Raw genomic sequence first — 19715 nt, 5'->3', positions numbered from 1 at the left:
GCCCCCGGTGGTCGGGCCGGGTGTCCGGGGGATGCCCCCCGGGAGATACAGCCTCACAGTCGCTTGACTCCCTTGATCCGTCCGGCCCGTGCCGACCGGTTGCGGGCGACCTTCACACGCCGCCCGCCGCGCTGGCTGCCGATCCTGAGTCCGGTGCCGGAGGAGAGCCAGCCCGAGGCCACGTCGCCACCGGAGGGCTCGGAGAGCAAGTCGTTCTCGGTGCGTCTGGCAAGCGCCATGATCAGTGGAACGGTGAACGGCGCGAGAAGCAGATCGTAGACAGCCGCAGTGAACAGCAGGCCGCCGAGACCGACATGACGGGCGGCGGTGTCCCCGACGAGGGCGCCGACGAGGGCGTACAGCAGCGTGGATCCGATCGCGGCGGCCACGACCACGGTCATCGGGACGAACGCGGACTTGAGCCGGCCGTTCTCCGGCCGGGCGAGTCCGGCGAGGTAGCCGATGATGCACAGGACCATGGCGTAGCGCCCGGCGGCGTGGTCCGCGGGCGGCACCAGGTCGGCGAGGAGCCCCGCGCCGAAGCCGATCAGGACGCCGGCCACATGTCCGTACACCAGGGAAAGGCCGACGACGACGAGGAGCAGCAGGTCGGGGACTGCGCCGGGGAGTTGGAGGCGTGCGAGTACGGAGACCTGGACGACCAGGGCGATCACGACCAGAGCGGTGGAGAGCAGAGTCCGGTTGAAGCGCATGGGGATCAGCTCTACCTCTGCTCGTTGACCGCGTTGCCGGTGGTTCCGGTGGGGCTGGGACTCCCACTGGGACTGCCGCTCGGGGTCTCGTTGACGTTCCCCACGACCTTTCCGTTGGTGTCGACAATGTCACCGTTGGGCGAGATGGTGACGGTGACCGTCGGGGTGGGGGTGGGTTTCGGTTTGGCGGGCTGTTTCGGCAGGACCATGTCGCGCGGGTCCTCGCGCGGTGCCTGGACGACGACGCCGACGATGTCGAGTCGGGTGAAGCCGACGTACGGGCGGACATAGACGGTACGGGTGAGGTCGCCGCCGGACGGGTCGACGCGGACCACCTCGCCGACCGGGACTCCGGGCACGAACGGCTTGTTCCTGCTGGAGCCGAAGGTGACCAGCCGGTCGCCCTTCTTCACCTTGGCTTTGCCGTTGAGGAATTGAACGGAGAGCGGGCGGTCGCCCTGGCCGGTGGCGAAGCCGAGTTCGTCGGTCTTCTCCATCCGGGTGCCGACGGTGAAGTCGGGATCGTTGGCGAGGAGCACCGTCGCGGTGTCCGGGCCGACGGTGGTGACGCGGCCGACGAGTCCGTCGCCGTTGATGACGGTCATGTCGCGCTTGAGGCCGTCGTTGGAGCCCGCGTCGATGGTGACGGTCCAGGAGAAGCCCTGGGCCGCTCCTATGGCGATGACCTCGGCGGCCTTGATGCCGTACTGCCCGGCGGCGGACTTCTTCAGCATCTTGTCGAGTTCGCGCACCCGGTTGCGGTTTTGGTCATCGCTGCCGAGCTTCGTCTTCAGCGCGGCATTCTGCTGTTCCAGAGCGGCGATCCGGTTGTGCCGTTCACCGGAGTCGCGGATCGCCCCTATGGCGTTGCCCACCGGATCGACGGCTGCCGCAACGCCGTTCTCGACCGGCCCGAAGGCCGCTGCGGCGGCCCGCCGGGCGCCGTCCACCGGTGACTCCTCGCCGCCGCGGATGTCCACCGTAATCAGTGCGAATGCGATGGCGATCAGCAGCACCAGGAGCAGCCGGCTCTCTCGTGTGTCCCTCACGTGCGGCGGCCGTGCCTTCCTCGTCGGAATGTTCGTGCCTGTATATCAACGATCCGCCGTATGGGGCGGCAGCGCCCGTACGGCGGACCGCTGTGTTGTCGTTCCCGGTGCTACCTGCGGGGCTGGGCGTCCAGCACCTGCTGGAGCGCCTCGAACTCCTCGACACACTTACCGGATCCGAGTGCCACCGAGTCCAGCGGGTCCTCGGCGATGTGGATCGGCATGCCGGTCTCACGGCGCAGCCGCTCGTCCAGTCCGCGCAGCAGCGCGCCGCCGCCGGTGAGGACGATGCCGCGGTCCATGACGTCGCCGGACAGCTCCGGCGGGCACTTGTCGAGCGTGGTCTTCACCGCGTCGACGATCGCGTTGACCGGTTCCTCGATGGCCTTGCGGACCTCCGCGGCGGAGACGACGACCGTCTTGGGCAGTCCGGAGACCAGGTCGCGGCCGCGGATCTCGGTGTGCTCGTCCTTGTCCAGGTCGTACGCCGAGCCGATCGTGATCTTGATCTGTTCGGCGGTGCGCTCACCGAGGAGGAGCGAGTACTCCTTCTTGATGTGCTGGATGATCGCGTTGTCCAGCTCATCACCGGCGACCCGGATCGACTGGGCAGTGACGATTCCGCCGAGCGAGATCACGGCGACCTCGGTGGTGCCGCCACCGATGTCGACCACCATGTTGCCGGTCGCCTCGTGGACCGGCAGCCCGGAGCCGATGGCCGCGGCCATCGGCTCCTCGATGATGTGCACCTGCCGCGCCCCGGCCTGCGTCGACGCCTCGATGACGGCGCGTCGCTCGACCCCGGTGATGCCCGAGGGCACGCAGACGACGACCCGCGGGCGGGCCAGGTAGCGGCGCTTGTGGATCTTCAGGATGAAGTAGCGGAGCATCCGCTCCGTGATCTCGAAGTCGGCGATCACGCCGTCCTTCAGGGGCCGTACGGCAACGATGTTGCCCGGTGTACGCCCGATCATCTTCTTGGCCTCGGAACCGACCGCCAGGATGCCGCCGGTGTTGGTGTTGATGGCCACGACGGACGGCTCGTTCAGAACGATGCCGCGCCCCCTGACGTACACCAGCGTGTTGGCAGTCCCTAGGTCGATAGCCATGTCACGGCCGATGAACGACATTGAGTTCCCCTTGTTCCCCATGAGGATGCGTCGGGCCTTCCCAAGAAGCGGTTATGGCTTGTTTTGGTAGGCGAGGTGAGCGCTGCGGGCGTGGAAGATTCCATCGTAGTGCCGTGTTCACGGACACCGCGCGAGGGTCCTTCGCCATTGTGGGCGGAACGGGTGGCCGTTCCACTCATGGTGACGTTACGTCGGAGGGATGCGTTCCCGCGATCGGGGACCCTATGCCGAAGGGCGACCGAATTACTTCGGTCGCCCCGGGTCATGAGCGCTGTTCGGCTGATTCGAGGTCAGGAAAGTCCCGGAAAGAACAGCTTCAGTTCTCGCTCTGCGGACTCCTCGGAGTCCGAGGCGTGGATAAGGTTCTCGCGGGTGATCGTGCCGAAGTCGCCACGGATGGAGCCGGGCGCGGCGGCGATCGGGTCGGTCGGGCCGGCCAGGGCACGGACGCCCTCGATGACCCGCTCGCCCTCGGCGACCAGGACGACGACGGGGCCGGACTGCATGAACTCGACGAGCGGCTCGTAGAACGGGCGGCCGACGTGCTCGGCGTAGTGCTGCTCCAGGGTCGCACGGTCGAGCGTGCGCAGCTCCAGCGCGGTGACCTGCCAGCCGGCCTTGCGCTCGATCCGGCCGACGATCTCGCCGATCAGCCCACGCCTGACAGCGTCGGGCTTCAGAATGACGAGGGTGCGCTGAGTCATGTGCGGCTCCTTGAGGACATGCGGGTGCGGTGAGGCGAGGCTACAGGGGCACGGAGACGGGCCGGCGGCCGGGTTTGCCCGACGTGCCCGGCTTCAGGTCTCAGCCGCCGGCCGGGGCTTCGGTCGCCGCCTGCGCCGCCCAGCGTGCCTTCGCCTCGTCGATCTTGCGACCGTAGTGCACCGAGGCCCACCACAGTCCGCCGAAGACCAGCCCCAGGATGAACATCATCGGAACGACGAACCCGCTGGCGACCAGTGCCACCTGGAGCGCCCAGCCGAGCGCTGTGCCGCCGGGGCGGGTGATCATCCCGCAGAGCAGGACGGAGAGCAGCATGCCGATGCCGCAGACCGTCCAGACGGTGGTGTTCGACAGGTCGTCGGACTTCATCGCGACGAGTCCGGCGAAACCGATCACGAAGAATTCGCCGATCAGCGTCGACGCGCAGAGCGTACGCACAGGGGTCAGTGCCTTCCCAGAAGCAGCCGGGCCTCGCCGACCGTGATCACGGAGCCGGTCACCAGGACGCCGGCGCCCGCGTACTCGTCCTCCTCCTCGGCGAGGGTGATCGCCGCCTCCAGCGCGTCGTCGAGGCGCGGCTCGACCTGAACGCGGTCGCCGCCGAAGACTTCGACCGCGACGGCGGCCAGTTCGTCGGCGTCCATCGCGCGGCCGCTGGAGTTCTGGGTGACGACAACCTCGGCGAAGATCGGCTCGAAGGCTTCGAGGAGCCCCCGGACGTCCTTGTCGTCGCTCGCGCCGACCACGCCGATCAGCCGGGAGAAGCCGAACGCCTCGGACAGCCCGTCGGCGGTGGCGCGGGCGCCCGCCGGGTTGTGGGCCGCGTCCAGGACGACGGTCGGGCTGCTCCGGACGACTTCGAGGCGGCCCGGCGAGCGGACCGAGGCGAAGGCCCGGCGGATCGTGTCGATGTCGAGCGAGCCGGACTGCTCGGCGCCGATACCGAAGAACGCCTCGACCGCGGCGAGCGCCACCGCCGCGTTGTGCGCCTGGTGGGCGCCGTACAGCGGGAGGAAGACCTCCTCGTACTCGCCCCCGAGGCCGCGCAGCGTCAGAAGCTGGCCGCCGACCGCGATCTCGCGGGAGACGACGCCGAACTCCATGCCCTCGCGAGCGACCGTGGCGTCGACCTCGACGGCCTTCTTCAGCATGACCTGCGCGGCGTCGACCGGCTGCTGGGCCAGGATGACGGTGGCGTCCTGCTTGATGATCCCGGACTTCTCACCGGCGATCTCGGCGGGTGTGGAGCCGAGCCGGTCGGTGTGGTCCAGCGAGATGGGGGTGACGACGGCGACCGAGGAGTCGATCACGTTCGTCGCGTCCCAGCTGCCGCCCATGCCGACCTCGACGACCGCGACGTCGACCGGCGCGTCGGCGAAGGCCGCGTACGCCATGCCGGTCAGCACCTCGAAGAAGGAGAGCCGGTAGGGCTGCTGGGCGTCGACCATCTCGACATACGGCTTGATGTCGTTGTACGTGTCGATGAACCGCTCCGGGTCCATCGGCGAACCGTCCAGGCTGATCCGCTCGGTGATCGACTGGACGTGCGGCGAGGTGTAGCGGCCGGTGCGCAGCTCGAAGGCGCCGAGCAGGGCCTCGATCATGCGGGCGGTGCTGGTCTTGCCGTTGGTGCCGGTGATGTGGATCGACGGGTACGCGTGCTGCGGTTCGCCGAGCACGTCCATCAGCGCCGCGATCCGCGACACGGACGGTTCGAGCTTCGTCTCGCCCCAGCGGCCGGCGAGCTCCTGCTCCACCGCGCGCAGCGCCTTGTCCACCTCCGGGTCGGCGGGTCGGGCGGGGACCTCGTCACCCGGGACCGGTCCCGAGGCCGTGCGCAGGGTGCGGCTGCCGGCCTCGATCACCGCCAGGTCGGGGTCGCGTTGGGTCGCTTCGTCGACGATCTCCGCGAAGGTGTCGTCGGACTCGGACGCGTCGTGCCGGTCTGAAGGGCGGGGCTCACTCACGGGTCCCAGTCTACGGATCGGGACGGACATCCGGCGCGGGGCCCGGCAACGGTCACGAATCGCCCGCCCGGGCCGCTGACGGCACAACGCGCCCAGGGGGCACATGGTGGTCCCTGCCCTGTGAGCCCGACTGCGACGCCCGAGCGGCGCGCGCCCCGGAGTCCGGGCGGACGACTGCCCTGCACCGGACACGCCGTACGAGCTGTACGAGCTGCGGACCCGGCCGCGGCGCGGGCGCCGGAACGGGTACGGCGAAGCCCCCGTGTCCCTGGTCGGTCAGGGACACGGGGGCTTCGCGCTCAGATCATCAGCCCTGCGGCAGGTTCGCCAGCTGAGCGGTGATCCGCGCGATGTCCGCGTCGGCCTTGGCGAGCCGGGTACGGATCTTGTCGACCACGTTGTCCGGCGCCTTGGCCAGGAACGCCTCGTTGCCGAGCTTGGCGTTGGCCTGGGCCTTCTCCTTCTCGGCAGCGCCCAGGTCCTTCGTCAGGCGCTTGCGCTCGGCCTCGACGTCGATGGTGCCGGACAGGTCGAGGGCGACCGTGGCCCCAGCGACCGGCAGCGACGCGGTGGCGTGGAAGCCGTCACCGGCGGGCTGCAGGCGCAGCAGCTGGCGGATGGCCGCCTCGTGCGGGGCGAGCGCCGTGCCGGTCAGGGTGAGCTCGGCCGGGACCTTCTGGCCGGGCTGCAGGCCCTGGTCGGAGCGGAACCGGCGGACCTCGGTGACGACCTGCTGGACGAGCTCGATCTCCTGCTCGGCGGCCGCGTCGCGGAAGCCGGAGTCCTTCGGCCAGTCTGCGATGACGAGGGACTCGCGGCCGGTCAGCGTGGTCCAGAGCGTCTCGGTGACGAACGGGACGACCGGGTGCAGGAGCCGCAGCATCACGTCGAGGACCTCGCCGAGGACCCGGCCGGAGACCTTCGCCTGCTCGCCGCCCGCGAAGAACGTGGTCTTCGACAGCTCGACGTACCAGTCGAAGACCTCGTCCCACGCGAAGTGGAAGAGCGCCTCGCTGAGCTTGGAGAACTGGAAGTCGTCGTAGAACGCGTCGACTTCGGCGACGGTCTTGTTGAGCTTCGACAGGATCCAGCGGTCCGTCGCGGACATCTGCGACGGGTCGGGCAGCTCGCCCTCGATCGTGGCGCCGTTCATCAGCGCGAAGCGCGTGGCGTTCCAGATCTTGTTGGCGAAGTTGCGGGAGCCCTGGACCCAGTCCTCGCCGATCGGGACGTCGACGCCCGGGTTGGCACCGCGCGCCAGGGTGAACCGCAGGGCGTCCGAGCCGTACTTGTCCATCCAGTCGAGCGGGTTGACGACGTTGCCGAACGACTTCGACATCTTCTTGCCGAACTCGTCGCGGACCATGCCGTGCAGGACGATGGTCTCGAACGGCGGGGTGCCGTCGTTGACGTACAGGCCGAACATCATCATCCGGGCGACCCAGAAGAAGAGGATGTCGTAGCCGGTGACGAGGACGGAGTTCGGGTAGAACTTCGCGAGGCTGTCGGTCTGCTCCGGCCAGCCGAGCGTGGAGAACGGCCAGAGGCCGGAGGAGAACCAGGTGTCCAGGACGTCGCTGTCCTGCGTCCAGCCCTCGCCCGTGGGGGCCTCGTCGTCCGGTCCGACGCAGACGACCTCGCCGTTCGGGCCGTACCAGACGGGGATGCGGTGACCCCACCAGAGCTGGCGCGAGATCGTCCAGTCGTGGAGGTTGTCGACCCAGTCGAAGTACCGCTTCTCCATCTCCTGCGGGTGGATCTTGACCTTGCCGTCGCGGACGGCGTCACCGGCCGCCTTGGCGAGCGGGGCGACCTTGACCCACCACTGGAGGGACAGCCGGGGCTCGATGGTGGTCTTGCAGCGCGAGCAGTGGCCGACCGAGTGGAGGTACGGGCGCTTCTCGGCGACGATCCGGCCCTCGGCGCGCAGCGCGCCGACGATGGCGGAGCGGGCCTCCAGGCGGTCGAGTCCCTCGAAGGGACCGGGGACCGTGATGACGGCGCGCTCGTCCATGACCGTGAGGAACGGCAGGTCGTGGCGCTTGCCGATCTCGAAGTCGTTCGGGTCGTGCGCGGGCGTCACCTTGACGGCGCCCGTGCCGAACTCCGGGTCGACGTGGTGGTCGGCGACGACGGGGATCGTACGGTCGGTGAGCGGCAGCTTGATGCGCGTGCCGACGAGGTGCTTGTAGCGCTCGTCGTCGGGATGGACGGCGACGGCGGTGTCACCGAGCATCGTCTCGGCGCGGGTGGTCGCGACGACGATGGTCGCGTCACCGTCGCCGTACTTCATGGAGACGAGCTCGCCGTCGTCGTCCTGGTACTCGACCTCGATGTCGGAGATCGCGGTCAGACACCGGGGGCACCAGTTGATGATGCGTTCGGCGCGGTAGATCAGCCCGTCGTCGTACATCTTCTTGAAGACGGTCTGGACGGCGGTGGAGAGACCCTCGTCCATGGTGAAGCGCTCACGGGACCAGGCGACGCCCTCGCCGAGGCGGCGCATCTGTCCGGAGATCTGGCCACCGGACTCGTTCTTCCACTGCCAGACGCGCTCGACGAAGGCCTCGCGGCCCAGGTCGTGGCGGGACTTGCCCTCCTTGCCGAGCTCGCGCTCGACGACGTTCTGGGTGGCGATGCCGGCGTGGTCCATGCCGGGCTGGTACAGCGCCTCGAAGCCCTGCATGCGCTTGCGCCGGACAAGGGCGTCGATCAGCGTGTGCTCGAAGGCATGCCCCAGGTGCAGGCTGCCCGTGACGTTCGGCGGCGGGATGACGATGGAGTACGGCGGCTTCTCGCTGTGCTCGTCGGCTTCGAAGTAACCACGTTCTACCCAGCGCTCATACAGCTTCCCCTCTACCTCGGCCGGTGCGTACTGGGTCGGCAGTTCGGGGTTGCTGGCTGGCGTCTGCTGAGTGTTCTCGGTCACGAGGGACAGTTTAGGGCCGTCACAGTCATGTACTGAAACCGGTTTGTCGAGTAACGGTGTGCCTCCCGTTGCTCCATGCGGGTGGACCTTCCGTCAGGATGTTCGGAACGCATAAGCATGACGAACAGGGGACACCACAGATGAGCTACAACCAGCCGGGCCCGTACGGCGGCCAGCCTCCGCAGGGCCAGCCCGGACCGTACGGTGGCCAGCCGCCGCAGGGTCAGCCCGGCCCGTACGGCCAGCAGCCGGGCCCGTACGGTGGCCAGCCGCCGCAGGGCGGCCAGCCGGGTTACGGGTACCCGCAGCAGGCCCCCCAGGGTGTTCCGCAGCAGCCTCAGCCGGGCTACGGCTACCCACAGGCCCAGCAGCCGGGCCCGTACGGCCAGCAGCCGCAGACTCCTTACGGACAGCCGCCCCAGGGTCCCTACGGCCAGGCCCCCTACGGCGGCCAGGTCCCGATGCCGCCGGCCGCTCCGAAGAAGAAGACCGGCCTGATCATCGGCGGCGTCGTCGTGGCGCTGGTGGTCATCGCGGGCGGGGCGTACCTCCTGACGTCGGGCGGTGCCAGCAACAGCGACGTCGCGGACAGCACCAAGGGCTACAAGCTGACGCCGGCCGCCACGCTGGACGGCTACAAGAAGAGCCCCACTGCTCCGACAGAGTCGGGGCCGGTGACCGGCACCGACAAGACCAAGCTCGAAAGCCTGGGGATCAAGGATCCCCAGCGGGCAGGCGCGTCGTACCAGGCCGGCTCCAAGGACAATCTGCTCGCCGCCAAGTCCGTGATCCTTTCGGGTATCTGGGGCGATGTCACCGACCCGGCGAAGGTCATCGACAACTCCTTCAACAACGCGGAGTCGGACTTCAAGAAGGGCGCCGACGGCATGGACGTCAAGCTTGTCGGCAGCCCCAACGCCGTCACACCGGCTGGGTTCGATGGCGCGCTGATGAAGTGCCAGAACATGAAGGTGATCAACAAGGACGGCGACGGTACCGCCGCGAAGGGTCCCAAGGAGTTCGAGGTCCCCATCTGCGTCTGGGCCGACTACAGCACGGTCGGCGTCGTCACTGGCGTCGACGTGGCGCTCTCCATGGCGGGCAAGGGCATGTCCCAGGACGACGCGGCCGCTCTGACCGCCAAGCTCTACAACACGTCCCGCACCAAGCTCTGATCACGCGGTGTCACGGAAGGGGCGCCCGGCCAGTCACTGGCCGGGCGCCCCTTCGTGTACGTCGTGCTACCGCAACCGCTACGCGGACTTCTCGTGCCGGCCACCGTCGTTGTTCCCGATCGTCCGCGGCTCGCGCGGGACCAGCGTCGGGTTGACGTTGTTGCGGACCACGTCCGCCGTGATGACAACGCGGGCCACGTCCTTCCGGGACGGCACCTCGTACATCACGGACTGGAGAACCTCTTCCATGATGGCGCGCAGACCGCGCGCGCCGGTGCCGCGCAGGATCGCCTGGTCGGCGATGGCCTCCAGCGCCGGGCGGTCGAAGTCCAGCTCCACACCGTCGAGTTCGAACAGTCGTTGATACTGCTTCACCAGCGCGTTGCGCGGCTCGACGAGGATCTGCAGCAGCGCCTCACGGTCCAGGTTGTGGACCGAGGTGAGGACAGGCAGACGGCCGATGAACTCCGGGATCATCCCGAACTTCACCAGATCCTCTGGCATGACCTCCTGGAACTGGTCGCTCGCCTCGATCTCCCGCTTGGAGCGGATCGTCGCGCCGAAGCCGATGCCCTTGGCGCCCGCCCGCGACTCGATGATCCTCTCCAGACCGGAGAAGGCACCGCCCACGATGAACAGCACGTTCGTCGTGTCGATCTGGATGAACTCCTGGTGCGGGTGCTTCCGGCCGCCCTGCGGCGGTACGGAGGCGGTGGTGCCCTCCAGGATCTTCAGCAGCGCCTGCTGGACGCCCTCGCCGGAGACATCGCGGGTGATCGACGGGTTCTCGCTCTTGCGGGCGACCTTGTCGATCTCGTCGATGTAGATGATCCCGGTCTCGGCCTTCTTGACGTCGTAGTCCGCGGCCTGGATCAGCTTCAGCAGGATGTTCTCGACGTCCTCGCCGACATAGCCGGCCTCCGTCAGCGCCGTCGCGTCGGCGATGGCGAACGGGACGTTGAGCATGCGGGCCAGCGTCTGCGCGAGGAGCGTCTTGCCGGAGCCCGTGGGGCCCAGCAGCAGGATGTTGGACTTGGCCAGCTCGATGCCGTCGTCCCGGCCCTGCGCACCGCCGTTCTCGCCCGCCTGGACCCGCTTGTAGTGGTTGTACACAGCGACCGAGAGGGCCTTCTTCGCGGGTTCCTGACCCACGACGTACCCCTCGAGGAACTCGTAGATCTCGCGCGGCTTGGGGAGTTCCTCCCACCGCACCTCGGAGGTCTCCGCGAGCTCCTCCTCGATGATCTCGTTGCAGAGATCGATGCACTCGTCGCAGATGTACACACCGGGTCCCGCGATGAGCTTCTTCACCTGCTTCTGGCTCTTTCCGCAGAACGAGCACTTGAGCAGGTCGCCGCCATCACCGATGCGTGCCACGAGGTGCTTCCCCTTCGCCTGGGAGCAGCTTGGTTCAGCGGCTCCTGGTGCCTCTGTCCGACGGTACCTTGCCTGGCCCCTCGTTCGGGCCCCCCTTGGCGCGGTTCACACGGCCGCGACCGTGCAAAACCACCGCGCCAAGGGGAAAAGTCCGATGTCAGGCCATCGCTCCGGCCGCGCTCTTGCGGGTCGAGACGATCTGGTCGACGAGACCGTAGGCGAGGGCATCCTCGGCGGTCAGGATCTTGTCGCGCTCGATGTCGTCGCGGATCTTCTCCAGCGGCGTGGTGGAGTGCTTGGCCAGCATCTCCTCCAGCTGGGTACGCATCCGCAGGATCTCGTTTGCGGCGATCTCCAGGTCGGAGAGCTGCTCGCGGCCGGTCTGCGAGGACGGCTGGTGGATCAGCACACGGGCGTTGGGGAGCGCCATGCGCTTGCCGGGCGTGCCGGCGGCGAGCAGGACCGCGGCGGCGGAGGCCGCCTGGCCCATGCAGACCGTCTGGATGTCCGGCTTCACGAACTGCATCGTGTCGTAGATCGCGGTGAGCGCGGTGAACGAGCCGCCGGGGCTGTTGATGTAGATCGAGATGTCACGGTCCGGGTCCATCGACTCCAGGCACAGCAGCTGTGCCATGACGTCGTTGGCGGACGCGTCGTCGATCTGCACGCCGAGGAAGATCACGCGCTCCTCGAAGAGCTTCGCGTACGGGTCGTACTCCCGCACACCCTGCGAGGTGCGCTCCACGAAGCGCGGAACGATGTAGCGGTTGTCCACCTGCGGGCCGGTGTAGAGGCCGCTGGCGGAGGCGCCGGGGAGGCCGGGGTAGTTGCTCATGTCGGTGTTCACCATCCTGGTGGCGTTCTGAGGGCTGTGGGCTGCGGGCTGGGCGGGCACAGGGGCTCAGGCCCCGGTGCCGCCGCCGCCCGGAACGCCCGATGCGGCGGAGATGATCTCGTCGATCAGCCCGTACTCCACGGCCTCCTCCGCCGTGTACCAGCGGTCGCGGTCGCCGTCGCGGATGATCGTCTCCACGGTCTGGCCGGAGTGACGGGCGGTGATCTCCGCCATCCGCTGCTTCGTACGGAGCAGGTACTGCGCCTGGATCTTGATGTCCGAGGCGGTACCGCCGATGCCGGCCGAACCCTGGTGCATGAGGATGTCGGTGTTCGGGAGCGCGAAGCGCTTGCCCGCAGTGCCACCGGTCAGCAGGAACTGGCCCATCGAGGCCGCCATGCCCATACCGATGGTGACCACGTCGTTCGGGATGTACTGCATGGTGTCGTAGACCGCCATGCCTGCCGTCACCGAGCCGCCGGGGCTGTTGATGTAGAGGTAGATGTCCTTGTCGGGTTCGGCGGCAAGGAGAAGCAGCTGCGCCGTGATCTTGTTGGCGATGTCATCGTCGACCTGCTGACCGAGGAAGATGATGCGCTCGCCGAGCAGTCGGCTGTAGACCTGGTCGCCGAGGCCACCACCGAGGGACGGCTCTCCGGCGCGGTAAGGCATCAGATTCGTCACGTATCCACCTGCTCGTCTCTGACGGCTCCGGCCGTCTCAGCGTCTTCGTACCGGGCGGGCGGGGGCTCCCCTGCCCTTCCTATTCATGGACCCTAACGCGCAGGTAGGACAACGCCATCCCGCTTCCGCGACTGTTCGCTGGGAGCGCAAGCTGGGCAGTGCGCACAAGGGTTCTGCGGCACCGGGCGGGGAGCTCGGGGCCGGCTGCGCGGGACTCTGCCGCGAGACGACGACGGGCTCCGGACGCTGAGCGTCCGGAGCCCGTCGCACGGGTTCAGCGCGAGGCTCAGGCCTCGTTCTTCTCCTCGGCAGCGGCCTCGGTGGTGCCCTCGGCGGCCTCGACCGTCTCGATGGCCTCCTCGAGCTCCTCCTCGTCCTCCAGCTCGACGACCTCACCGTTGGTGTCGACGACCTTGGCGGCCTCGACGACCACAGCCAGCGCCTTGCCGCGGGCGACCTCGCCGACGAGCATCGGCACCTGGCCGCCCTCGACGACGGCCTGGGCGAACTGGTCGGGGCTCATGCCGGAGGAAGCAGCGCGCCGCATGAGGTGCTCGGTGAGCTCCTCCTGGTTGACGTTCAGCTTCTCCTTGTTGACGAGCTCGTCAAGGATGAACTGGGTCTTGATGCCCTTGATGGCCTGCTCGGAGGTCTCGGCGTCGAACTCCTCGACCGTCTTGCCCTGGATCTCCAGGTACTTCTCCAGGGTCAGACCCATCTGGCCGAGCTGGTGGTGCTCCAGGTTGTGCTTGCGGGTCTGGACCTCGTCCGCGAGCAGCTTCTCGGGGATCGGGACCTCGGCGAGCTTCAGCAGCTCCTCGAGGACGCGCTCCTGGGCCTGGGTGGCCTGGTCGTACTGCTTGGTGTTCTCCAGGCGCGTACGGCTGTCCGCCTTGAGCTCGTCGAGCGTGTCGAACTCGCTCGCCATCTGGGCGAACTCGTCGTCCAGCTCCGGGAGCTCACGGGCGGCGACCGCGGTGACCTTGACGGTGACCTCGGCCTCCTTGCCCTCGGCCGAGCCGCCCTTCAGCTCGGAGGTGAAGGTGGCCTCGCCACCCGCCTCCAGGCCCGTGACAGCGGCGTCGATGCCGTCGAGGAGCTCACCGGAACCGATGGTGTACGAGACACCCTCGGCCACGCCGTCCTCCAGGACCTCGCCGTCGACCTTGGCCTGCAGGTCGATCGTGACGACGTCGCCCTCGGCGGCGGCGCGCTCGACCGGGTTGGTGGAGGCGAAGCGCTCGCGGAGCTGCTCCACGGCCTTCTCGACCTCTTCGTCGGTGACCTCGAGGGCGTCCACGGTGACCTCGATGCCGGAGTAGTCCGGGATCTCGATCACGGGGCGCACGTCGACCTCGGCGGTGAAGGCCAGCAGCTCGCCGTCCTTCAGCTCGGTGATGTCGACCTCGGGCTGGCCCAGGACGTTGAGCTCACCCTCGTTGACAGCCTCGGTGTAGAACTTCGGGAGGGCGTCGTTGACGGCCTCCTCCAGCACAGCACCACGGCCGAACCGCTGGTCGATGACCCGGTTGGGGATCTTGCCCTTACGGAAGCCCTTCACCGTGACCTGCTGGTTGATCTTCTTGTACGCCGCGTCGAGGCTGTCCTTGAGCTCCTCGAAGGGCACCTCGATGCTGAGCCGAACCCGAGTCGGGTTCAGGGTCTCCACGGCGCTCTTCACGGTTCGGTCTCCTTGGTGGCTGACTTCTTGGGGTTCTGCTCGGCCACCGGACAGCGGCTCCGCGGATCGAGCCCGGTACATCAGACACACGGGCACGCATTTTGCATAGTAACGGCAAGGGGGATGACTCCCACAATGCGATCTTGCTGGTGGTCGGGGTGGCCGGATTCGAACCGACGACCTTCCGCTCCCAAAGCGGACGCGCTACCAAGCTGCGCCACACCCCGTTGGTGCGACACGTAGGGTACATGCCGAAAGGCGGTGCACAGACCGCTTTCCGGGGGCGGCGCGGAACGCGGCACCCCGTGCCGCGACCATGTGTGCGCAGACCGTCCGCGACCCGCTACGATGCTCTTCGTGCCGCGGTCCTCGTGACCTGCGGTGCGGTGCTTGCGGGCGTAGCTCAATGGTAGAGCCCTAGTCTTCCAAACTAGCTACGCGGGTTCGATTCCCGTCGCCCGCTCCATGCCACTCAGGGCCAGGCCGGAGGACATCCTCCGACCTGGCCCTGATGCGTTCGACGACCCTCCCCACGAGGCCGGCCGACGGCGCGTCAGAAGGAGATGTTGCTGATCGTCTCCGCTATCGAGTTCATAAACCTGTTGATCGACGGCGCCATACCGGTCGATGCCAGGAAGAAGCCGAAGAGCACCGCGACGACCGCGGGTCCGGCCTTGATGGAGCCGCTGCGGATCAGGACCACCAGGATGATCGCCAACATCAGCACCACAGACAGTGAAATGGCCACGACTGATCACACCCTTGGTCGGTCCGCCTTGCCGGCCCGGAGGCACGCATCCCGGCACTCCTCCGTTACGCCCATCGTGCCACCAACTCCCCCATGGATGCTGCCGGGTGACGCATCACACTGTCCGGATCTCGCCATCCTCGCGCCCCGCGTGCACGAGGGGCGCACCACCCTTCCGGCGCGTCCGCCTGCGCACCGCCGGAACCGCCCCGGGTCGGCGCAGGGGCCGTTCGGGGCCTGCATCACATGACGTGCGACTGCGATGATTCCCATATCCACACACATCATTCACATGCATTTCGTCGACCTTGATGCGATGAAATTCGCTCCCTCCAACTGCCTGACGATATGCACCGTTTAAGGCGGATCAATCAGGTCATAGCGGTCATTTTTCGGTGGTTTCACTTTCGAATCGGCGGGAGCACGCGATACCCGATGGCTGTTTTACGAATTGCGTTCGAGACGCCTGAGGTGCTTGAGATGTTCCACGCTCCGAACGCATTTCAGAGGGACCCGATCTCCCCGGCGACCCGGAAGCCGGAGCCCAGACCGGACGGAGGCAGGACCACCACCGCGACAGCCCCCGCACCGGTGGCGAACAAGCCTCCTGCGGCCGAGCCCGCGAAGCGGCGCGACGCCTACTGTGTACGCCACCCGTACGGCGGGTGCTGCGTTTCGCGACCGAACCGGACATGCACTGGCGCCTTCCGGCGGGACGCCGCCAGGCTCTGAGTGGATTCAGTCGCCCGCGGTGTTGGCCGGATCCGGCCGGTCGGCGGGCGGTTCGACGGCAGTGAGCCCGAGCAGCGCGCGTACCTGCGCATATTTCGCGGTCAGCCGGATACGCGTCGCCGGGTCCAGTACCGCGAGGCGGTCCGGATCGGCGTTGTGCGCGAGGTCGGACTCCTTGATCAGCAGGGCGCCCGGGGTGGCGAGGATGCGCCGGGTGTACGAGGCGAGGTCCTCGCCGTCCCGTTTGGTGACGGCGAGGACCATGTCCTTGACCTGTTGCGGCAGGGCCGCGCGGGCCAGCCACTCCTCGGACAGCACCTCGTCCTCGACGGCGTCGTGCAGCCAGGCCGCCGCGATCTGTTCGTCGCTGCCACCCCTGGCCCGTACGCCCTCCGCGACGGCGGCGAGGTGTTCGGCGTACGGGCGTCCGGCCTTGTCCTTCTGATCCGCGTGGGCCGTACGGGCGATCGCCTCGACTTCGGCCAGGGTCGGATTGCTGCGGGGTGCGGGCATGGGCCGACTCTACGGACGTGCGGCCGTCCGGCGCAGGGCGGCACGGGCCGGAAGCGTGGTGGCGGCGAGGCCGAGGCCGACGGTCGCGGCGACGAACGACCCGTACAGCGCCAGTGGGATGTACGGGGCTTCGCCGGTCAGGCCCTTCATCATCGGAATGAGCGTGGCCAGCGCGATGCCCGTACCGATCGCGATTCCGGCCACCGTGACGAGCAGCGCCTCCCAGCGGATCATGCCCATGACCTGGCGGCGGGTGGAACCGACGAGGCGGAGCACGCCGAGTTCGCGGCGGCGGTCGAGGACGGTCATGACCAGCGTGTTGACGGCGGCGACGGCGGCGAATCCGCCGAGGACCGCCGCCATGGTGGTGTTGGCCCAGGCGTTGAGCTCACGGTCCTGGCTCCGCGCGGCGGCGTAGCCGGACGCGTCGGTGACGGTGCCGAGCGCGGTGAGCTTCCGCGCGGCGGCCGGGGTGGACCGTACGAGGACATCGGAGGCGTACGGCGAGGTGACATGGGTCCGCAGGCCGGCGGCGGGCAAGGTGACGAGGCTTGTGCCCAGGCCGCGGCCGTAAACGGCGACGATCTTCGGTGAGGCCTTGGTGCCGTCCGGGAGGCGCAGGGCCAGCCGGTCGCCCGTGCCGAGCTTCGTGGAGCCGGCGAGGGTGGTGTCGATGGCGACGGTGCCGGGCCGCAGGCCGGTGAGCGATCCGGTCCGGACGTCGAGGTCCTGGACCTTGGCGAGGTCGCCGCCGGAGCCGACGACCCCCTGGGCGGAGGTGTTCTGGAGCCTCCGGTCCCCGCCCGATCCGATGGGCACCAGGACGGAGCCGCGGAGCAGGCCGACGGCGGTGGAGACACCGGGGGTGGCGGCGGCCCGTTCGGTCGCGTCGGAGGCGAGTCCACCCGGGGCGGAGACGATGTGGTCGGCGGTGATGGCGTCGCGCTGCTGGTGTGCGATCACCCGTTCCTCGCTGGTGTGCATGAAGACGAGCGTCGAGGAAAAGGCCATAGCGAGCACGATCGGCGTGATCGCAGAGGCCAGCCGACGGGAGTTCGTCCGGGAGTTGGCGGCGGCCAGCGAGCCCGACGCGCCGGCGGCGCGCAGCGGGAGGCCGATGACGGCGGCGCAGATCCGGGCGATCAGCGGGCCGAGCAGGCCGACCGCGAGCATGAAGAACATGACGACGCCGAGTGCCGCGTTCGCCGCGTCCTCGCCGCTCGTGGAGGCGGCGACGCCCGCGAAGACTCCGCCACCGATCAGGGCGGTGATACCGAGTGGGGTGCGGATCCAGCCGAACGGGGGGCGTTCCACCGCGGACTGCGCGAGAGCCAGCCCCGGCTTGGTCTTCGACGGCTTGCGGGCGGAGAGGTATCCGGCGCCCAGCGCGGTGAGCAGCGTGGTGGCCATGGTGATGGTCAACGGCAACCAGGACACGTGCAGATGGATGGGCCCGGGGATGGCTCCCTTGTCCTGGAGCTGCCCGAACCACCAGTGGGCCAGGGCGATTCCGGGCAGGCAGCCGAGGACTCCGGCGAGCGGGGCGACCAGCAGCGACTCGGTGGCGATGGTGCGGCGCAGTTGGCGCGGGGTGGCGCCGATGGCGCGCAGCAGGGCGAACTCGCGGCTGCGCTGGCCGACGGAGAGGGCGACGGTACCCGCTGCGGTGAACACGGCGACCATGGTTGCGACCCCGCCGAAGGAGCCGCCGAGTCCGGTGAGGAGTTCCTCGGCGCCCGCGACATCCGCGTCCTCGACGCCGCCCCGGTCGTCGCCGGTGTGGACCTGGGCGTGGGCGGTATGGCCGACGGCCTTGCGCACCTGGTCGGCGAGGGCGTCGGTGGTGGTGCCCCGGGCGGCGAGCACGGCGATCGCGTCGACCCGGCCGGGGTGGCCGGAGAGCTGTACGGCCTGCCGGTCGGCGAACCAGACGGTGCCGTCGGCGGTGGTGGTACCCGCGATGCGGAACTCCAGAGCTCCCGCGGGTGTGTCGAGGGTGATGTTCTCGCCGGTCCGGTCCTTGGCGCCTGCGGGGACGACGACTTCACCGGCCCGGGGCGCTTCGCCGGTGAGCAGCCGCGTGCCGGTGAGGGCGGCGGAGCCCCAGCCGTGAGCGGTGAGGGAGGTGCCGTCCTGCTGGACGGGGTAGCTGACGTCCCCGATCGCGGCTGCGGCGCCGGGGGCGGAGGCTGCCTTGCCCACCAGGGATTCGGGGAGCCGTGCGGTGTCCGGTACGGGGGTGGCGGCGTCGTACTCGCCCTCGCCGCTGCCGACCGTCATGTGGACCCGCTGGTCGGCGGCGACGACCACGGGCGCCGTGGCGTAGCGCTCCGCCGGTACGGAGGCACGGATTCCGGTCTCCAGGAGGATGCCACAGGCGGAGACGATCGCCGCCGCCATCAGGAGCGCGACGAAGGTCCCCACGAACGAGGAGGGCTTGAAGCGGACGGCCGCGCGGGCGAGACCGTTCGGGACGTGCGGAGTGAACATCAGGCTGCTGCTCCCACGTGGGCGGGGGCCGTCAGTGCGGTCATCCGGGCGGCGATCTGCTCGGCGCGGGCACGCGGCAGGCTGTCCGCGATCGAACCGTCGGCGAGGAACAGCACACAGTCGGCGTAGGCGGCGGCCGCGGGGTCGTGGGTGACCATCACGACGGTCGCGCCGAGGCTGTCCACCGCGTGTCGCAGCAGGACGAGAATCTCGGCCGCGGTCGTGGTGTCCAGCGCGCCGGTCGGTTCGTCGGCGAAGACCACGTCGGGGCGGGTGACCAGGGCGCGGGCGATGGCGACACGCTGCTGCTGACCGCCGGAGAGCTGGCCGGGGCGGCGGTTCCCCTTGTCGCCGAGCCCGACCCGGCCGAGCATCTCGGCGGCTTCGCGGCGGCTGCGGGCGGAGCCGGTGCGCTGCCCGGCGAGCCTCATCGGCAGGACGACGTTCTGCTCGACGGTCAGCGACGGGAGCAGGTTGAACGCCTGGAAGACGAAGCCGAGGCGGGTACGGCGCAGCTCGGTGAGCTTGTTCTCGCTCATGCCGGTGATCTCGGTGCCGCCGAGGCGTACGGAACCCTCGGTGGGGCGGTCGAGCCCGGCCGCGCACTGCAGGAAGGTCGACTTGCCGGAGCCGGAGGGGCCCATCACGGCGGTGAACGTGGCGCGCGGCAGGGCGAGGTCGATGCCGCGCAGGGCGTGGACGGCGGATGCGCCGCGCCCGTACTGCCGCCGGACACCGCGCAGTTCGACGGCCATCTCCGAGAACCCGTGCCCCTCGTCGGTGTGCGCCGTGTGCTGCCCGTCCTGCGCGCCCTGCCTGGTGCGTCGCAGTCCCATGGTGTCCGCCTTCCGTAGCCCTTCGCGAGCGGGTGTCGCCCGGTGTCTCCGAACCTACGGATCACGGGTGGGCCAAAACCATGGCGGCTGCTGGCGGATCGGGGGTGGGGCAAACCCCACCGGGGTGCTCCGG

At 68.9% G+C, this 19715-nt stretch carries 16 protein-coding genes and 2 tRNA genes; 2 read left to right on the top strand and 16 right to left on the bottom strand.

The window, feature by feature from the left end:
- Nucleotides 1–53 precede the first annotated feature (53 nt).
- The 7 genes from mreD to ACGFSA_RS03410 all read right to left on the bottom strand — a co-directional run bounded on the left by mreD (nt 54) and on the right by ACGFSA_RS03410 (nt 8511).
- Nucleotides 54–713 (bottom strand): rod shape-determining protein MreD, encoded by a 660-nt coding sequence (gene mreD / locus ACGFSA_RS03440; protein ID WP_393299001.1) that lies wholly within the window; start codon nt 711–713, stop codon nt 54–56.
- 11 nt (nt 714–724) lie between these two features.
- Nucleotides 725–1762 carry a rod shape-determining protein MreC gene (mreC, locus tag ACGFSA_RS03435; RefSeq protein ID WP_393298998.1) on the bottom strand — a complete coding sequence of 346 codons (1038 nt, stop codon included), beginning with the start codon at nt 1760–1762 and terminating at the stop codon, nt 725–727.
- Nucleotides 1763–1872: 110 nt separating this feature from the next.
- Nucleotides 1873–2892 (bottom strand): rod shape-determining protein, encoded by a 1020-nt coding sequence (locus ACGFSA_RS03430; protein WP_266361529.1) that lies wholly within the window; start codon nt 2890–2892, stop codon nt 1873–1875.
- A gap of 290 nt (nt 2893–3182) precedes the next feature.
- A complete protein-coding gene (ndk, locus tag ACGFSA_RS03425) occupies nt 3183–3596 on the bottom strand; it encodes a nucleoside-diphosphate kinase (RefSeq protein ID WP_366690539.1) in 414 nt (137 codons plus the stop codon).
- A 100-nt stretch (nt 3597–3696) separates the two neighbouring features.
- On the bottom strand, nt 3697–4053 hold the full coding sequence (locus ACGFSA_RS03420; RefSeq protein WP_393298994.1) for a DUF4233 domain-containing protein: 357 nt from the start codon (nt 4051–4053) through the stop codon (nt 3697–3699).
- 5 nt (nt 4054–4058) lie between these two features.
- Nucleotides 4059–5582 carry a bifunctional folylpolyglutamate synthase/dihydrofolate synthase gene (locus ACGFSA_RS03415; RefSeq protein WP_393298991.1) on the bottom strand — a complete coding sequence of 508 codons (1524 nt, stop codon included), beginning with the start codon at nt 5580–5582 and terminating at the stop codon, nt 4059–4061.
- Between the two features lie 307 nt (nt 5583–5889).
- Nucleotides 5890–8511: a valine--tRNA ligase gene (locus ACGFSA_RS03410; RefSeq protein WP_393298988.1), complete on the bottom strand. Its 2622-nt coding sequence runs from the start codon at nt 8509–8511 to the stop codon at nt 5890–5892.
- Between the two features lie 140 nt (nt 8512–8651).
- Here ACGFSA_RS03410 and ACGFSA_RS03405 point away from each other — a divergent pair, with 140 nt between their 5' ends.
- Nucleotides 8652–9686: a hypothetical protein gene (locus tag ACGFSA_RS03405; protein WP_393298985.1), complete on the top strand. Its 1035-nt coding sequence runs from the start codon at nt 8652–8654 to the stop codon at nt 9684–9686.
- A 78-nt stretch (nt 9687–9764) separates the two neighbouring features.
- Here the strand turns inward: ACGFSA_RS03405 and clpX are convergent, their stop codons facing one another.
- The 5 genes from clpX to ACGFSA_RS03380 form a co-directional block, all read right to left on the bottom strand.
- The gene (gene clpX / locus ACGFSA_RS03400; protein ID WP_393298982.1) at nt 9765–11063 is read right to left on the bottom strand and encodes an ATP-dependent Clp protease ATP-binding subunit ClpX; all 1299 of its coding nucleotides are present in this window, start codon (nt 11061–11063) and stop codon (nt 9765–9767) included.
- 157 nt (nt 11064–11220) lie between these two features.
- On the bottom strand, nt 11221–11913 hold the full coding sequence (locus ACGFSA_RS03395) for an ATP-dependent Clp protease proteolytic subunit (protein ID WP_266985683.1): 693 nt from the start codon (nt 11911–11913) through the stop codon (nt 11221–11223).
- Nucleotides 11914–11964: 51 nt separating this feature from the next.
- Complete coding sequence (locus tag ACGFSA_RS03390; protein ID WP_393299460.1) at nt 11965–12570, bottom strand: ATP-dependent Clp protease proteolytic subunit; 606 nt, start codon at nt 12568–12570, stop codon at nt 11965–11967.
- A gap of 298 nt (nt 12571–12868) precedes the next feature.
- Nucleotides 12869–14263: a trigger factor gene (gene tig, locus ACGFSA_RS03385; protein ID WP_366694943.1), complete on the bottom strand. Its 1395-nt coding sequence runs from the start codon at nt 14261–14263 to the stop codon at nt 12869–12871.
- A gap of 150 nt (nt 14264–14413) precedes the next feature.
- Nucleotides 14414–14490, bottom strand: a tRNA-Pro gene (locus tag ACGFSA_RS03380).
- Between the two features lie 165 nt (nt 14491–14655).
- Here ACGFSA_RS03380 and ACGFSA_RS03375 point away from each other — a divergent pair.
- Nucleotides 14656–14729 (top strand) — tRNA-Gly (locus tag ACGFSA_RS03375).
- A gap of 87 nt (nt 14730–14816) precedes the next feature.
- Here ACGFSA_RS03375 and ACGFSA_RS03370 read toward each other — a convergent pair.
- From ACGFSA_RS03370 to ACGFSA_RS03355, 4 genes are all read right to left on the bottom strand, one after another.
- On the bottom strand, nt 14817–15011 hold the full coding sequence (locus ACGFSA_RS03370; protein ID WP_037698756.1) for a hypothetical protein: 195 nt from the start codon (nt 15009–15011) through the stop codon (nt 14817–14819).
- A gap of 738 nt (nt 15012–15749) precedes the next feature.
- Nucleotides 15750–16256: an HD domain-containing protein gene (locus tag ACGFSA_RS03365; protein ID WP_393298978.1), complete on the bottom strand. Its 507-nt coding sequence runs from the start codon at nt 16254–16256 to the stop codon at nt 15750–15752.
- Between the two features lie 9 nt (nt 16257–16265).
- On the bottom strand, nt 16266–18746 hold the full coding sequence (locus ACGFSA_RS03360) for an ABC transporter permease (protein WP_393298975.1): 2481 nt from the start codon (nt 18744–18746) through the stop codon (nt 16266–16268).
- Nucleotides 18746–19582, bottom strand: coding sequence for an ABC transporter ATP-binding protein (locus ACGFSA_RS03355; RefSeq protein ID WP_393298972.1), 837 nt, complete (start codon nt 19580–19582; stop codon nt 18746–18748). The genes ACGFSA_RS03360 and ACGFSA_RS03355 overlap by 1 nt, the downstream gene beginning before the upstream one ends.
- Nucleotides 19583–19715 lie beyond the last annotated feature (133 nt).

The sequence above is a fragment of the Streptomyces sp. NPDC048496 genome (genome assembly GCF_043200055.1).
Classification (GTDB): Bacteria; Actinomycetota; Actinomycetes; order Streptomycetales; family Streptomycetaceae; genus Streptomyces.
Note: the sequence above shows the minus strand (reverse complement) of the source record. Positions and strands in the feature narration are given on the sequence as shown.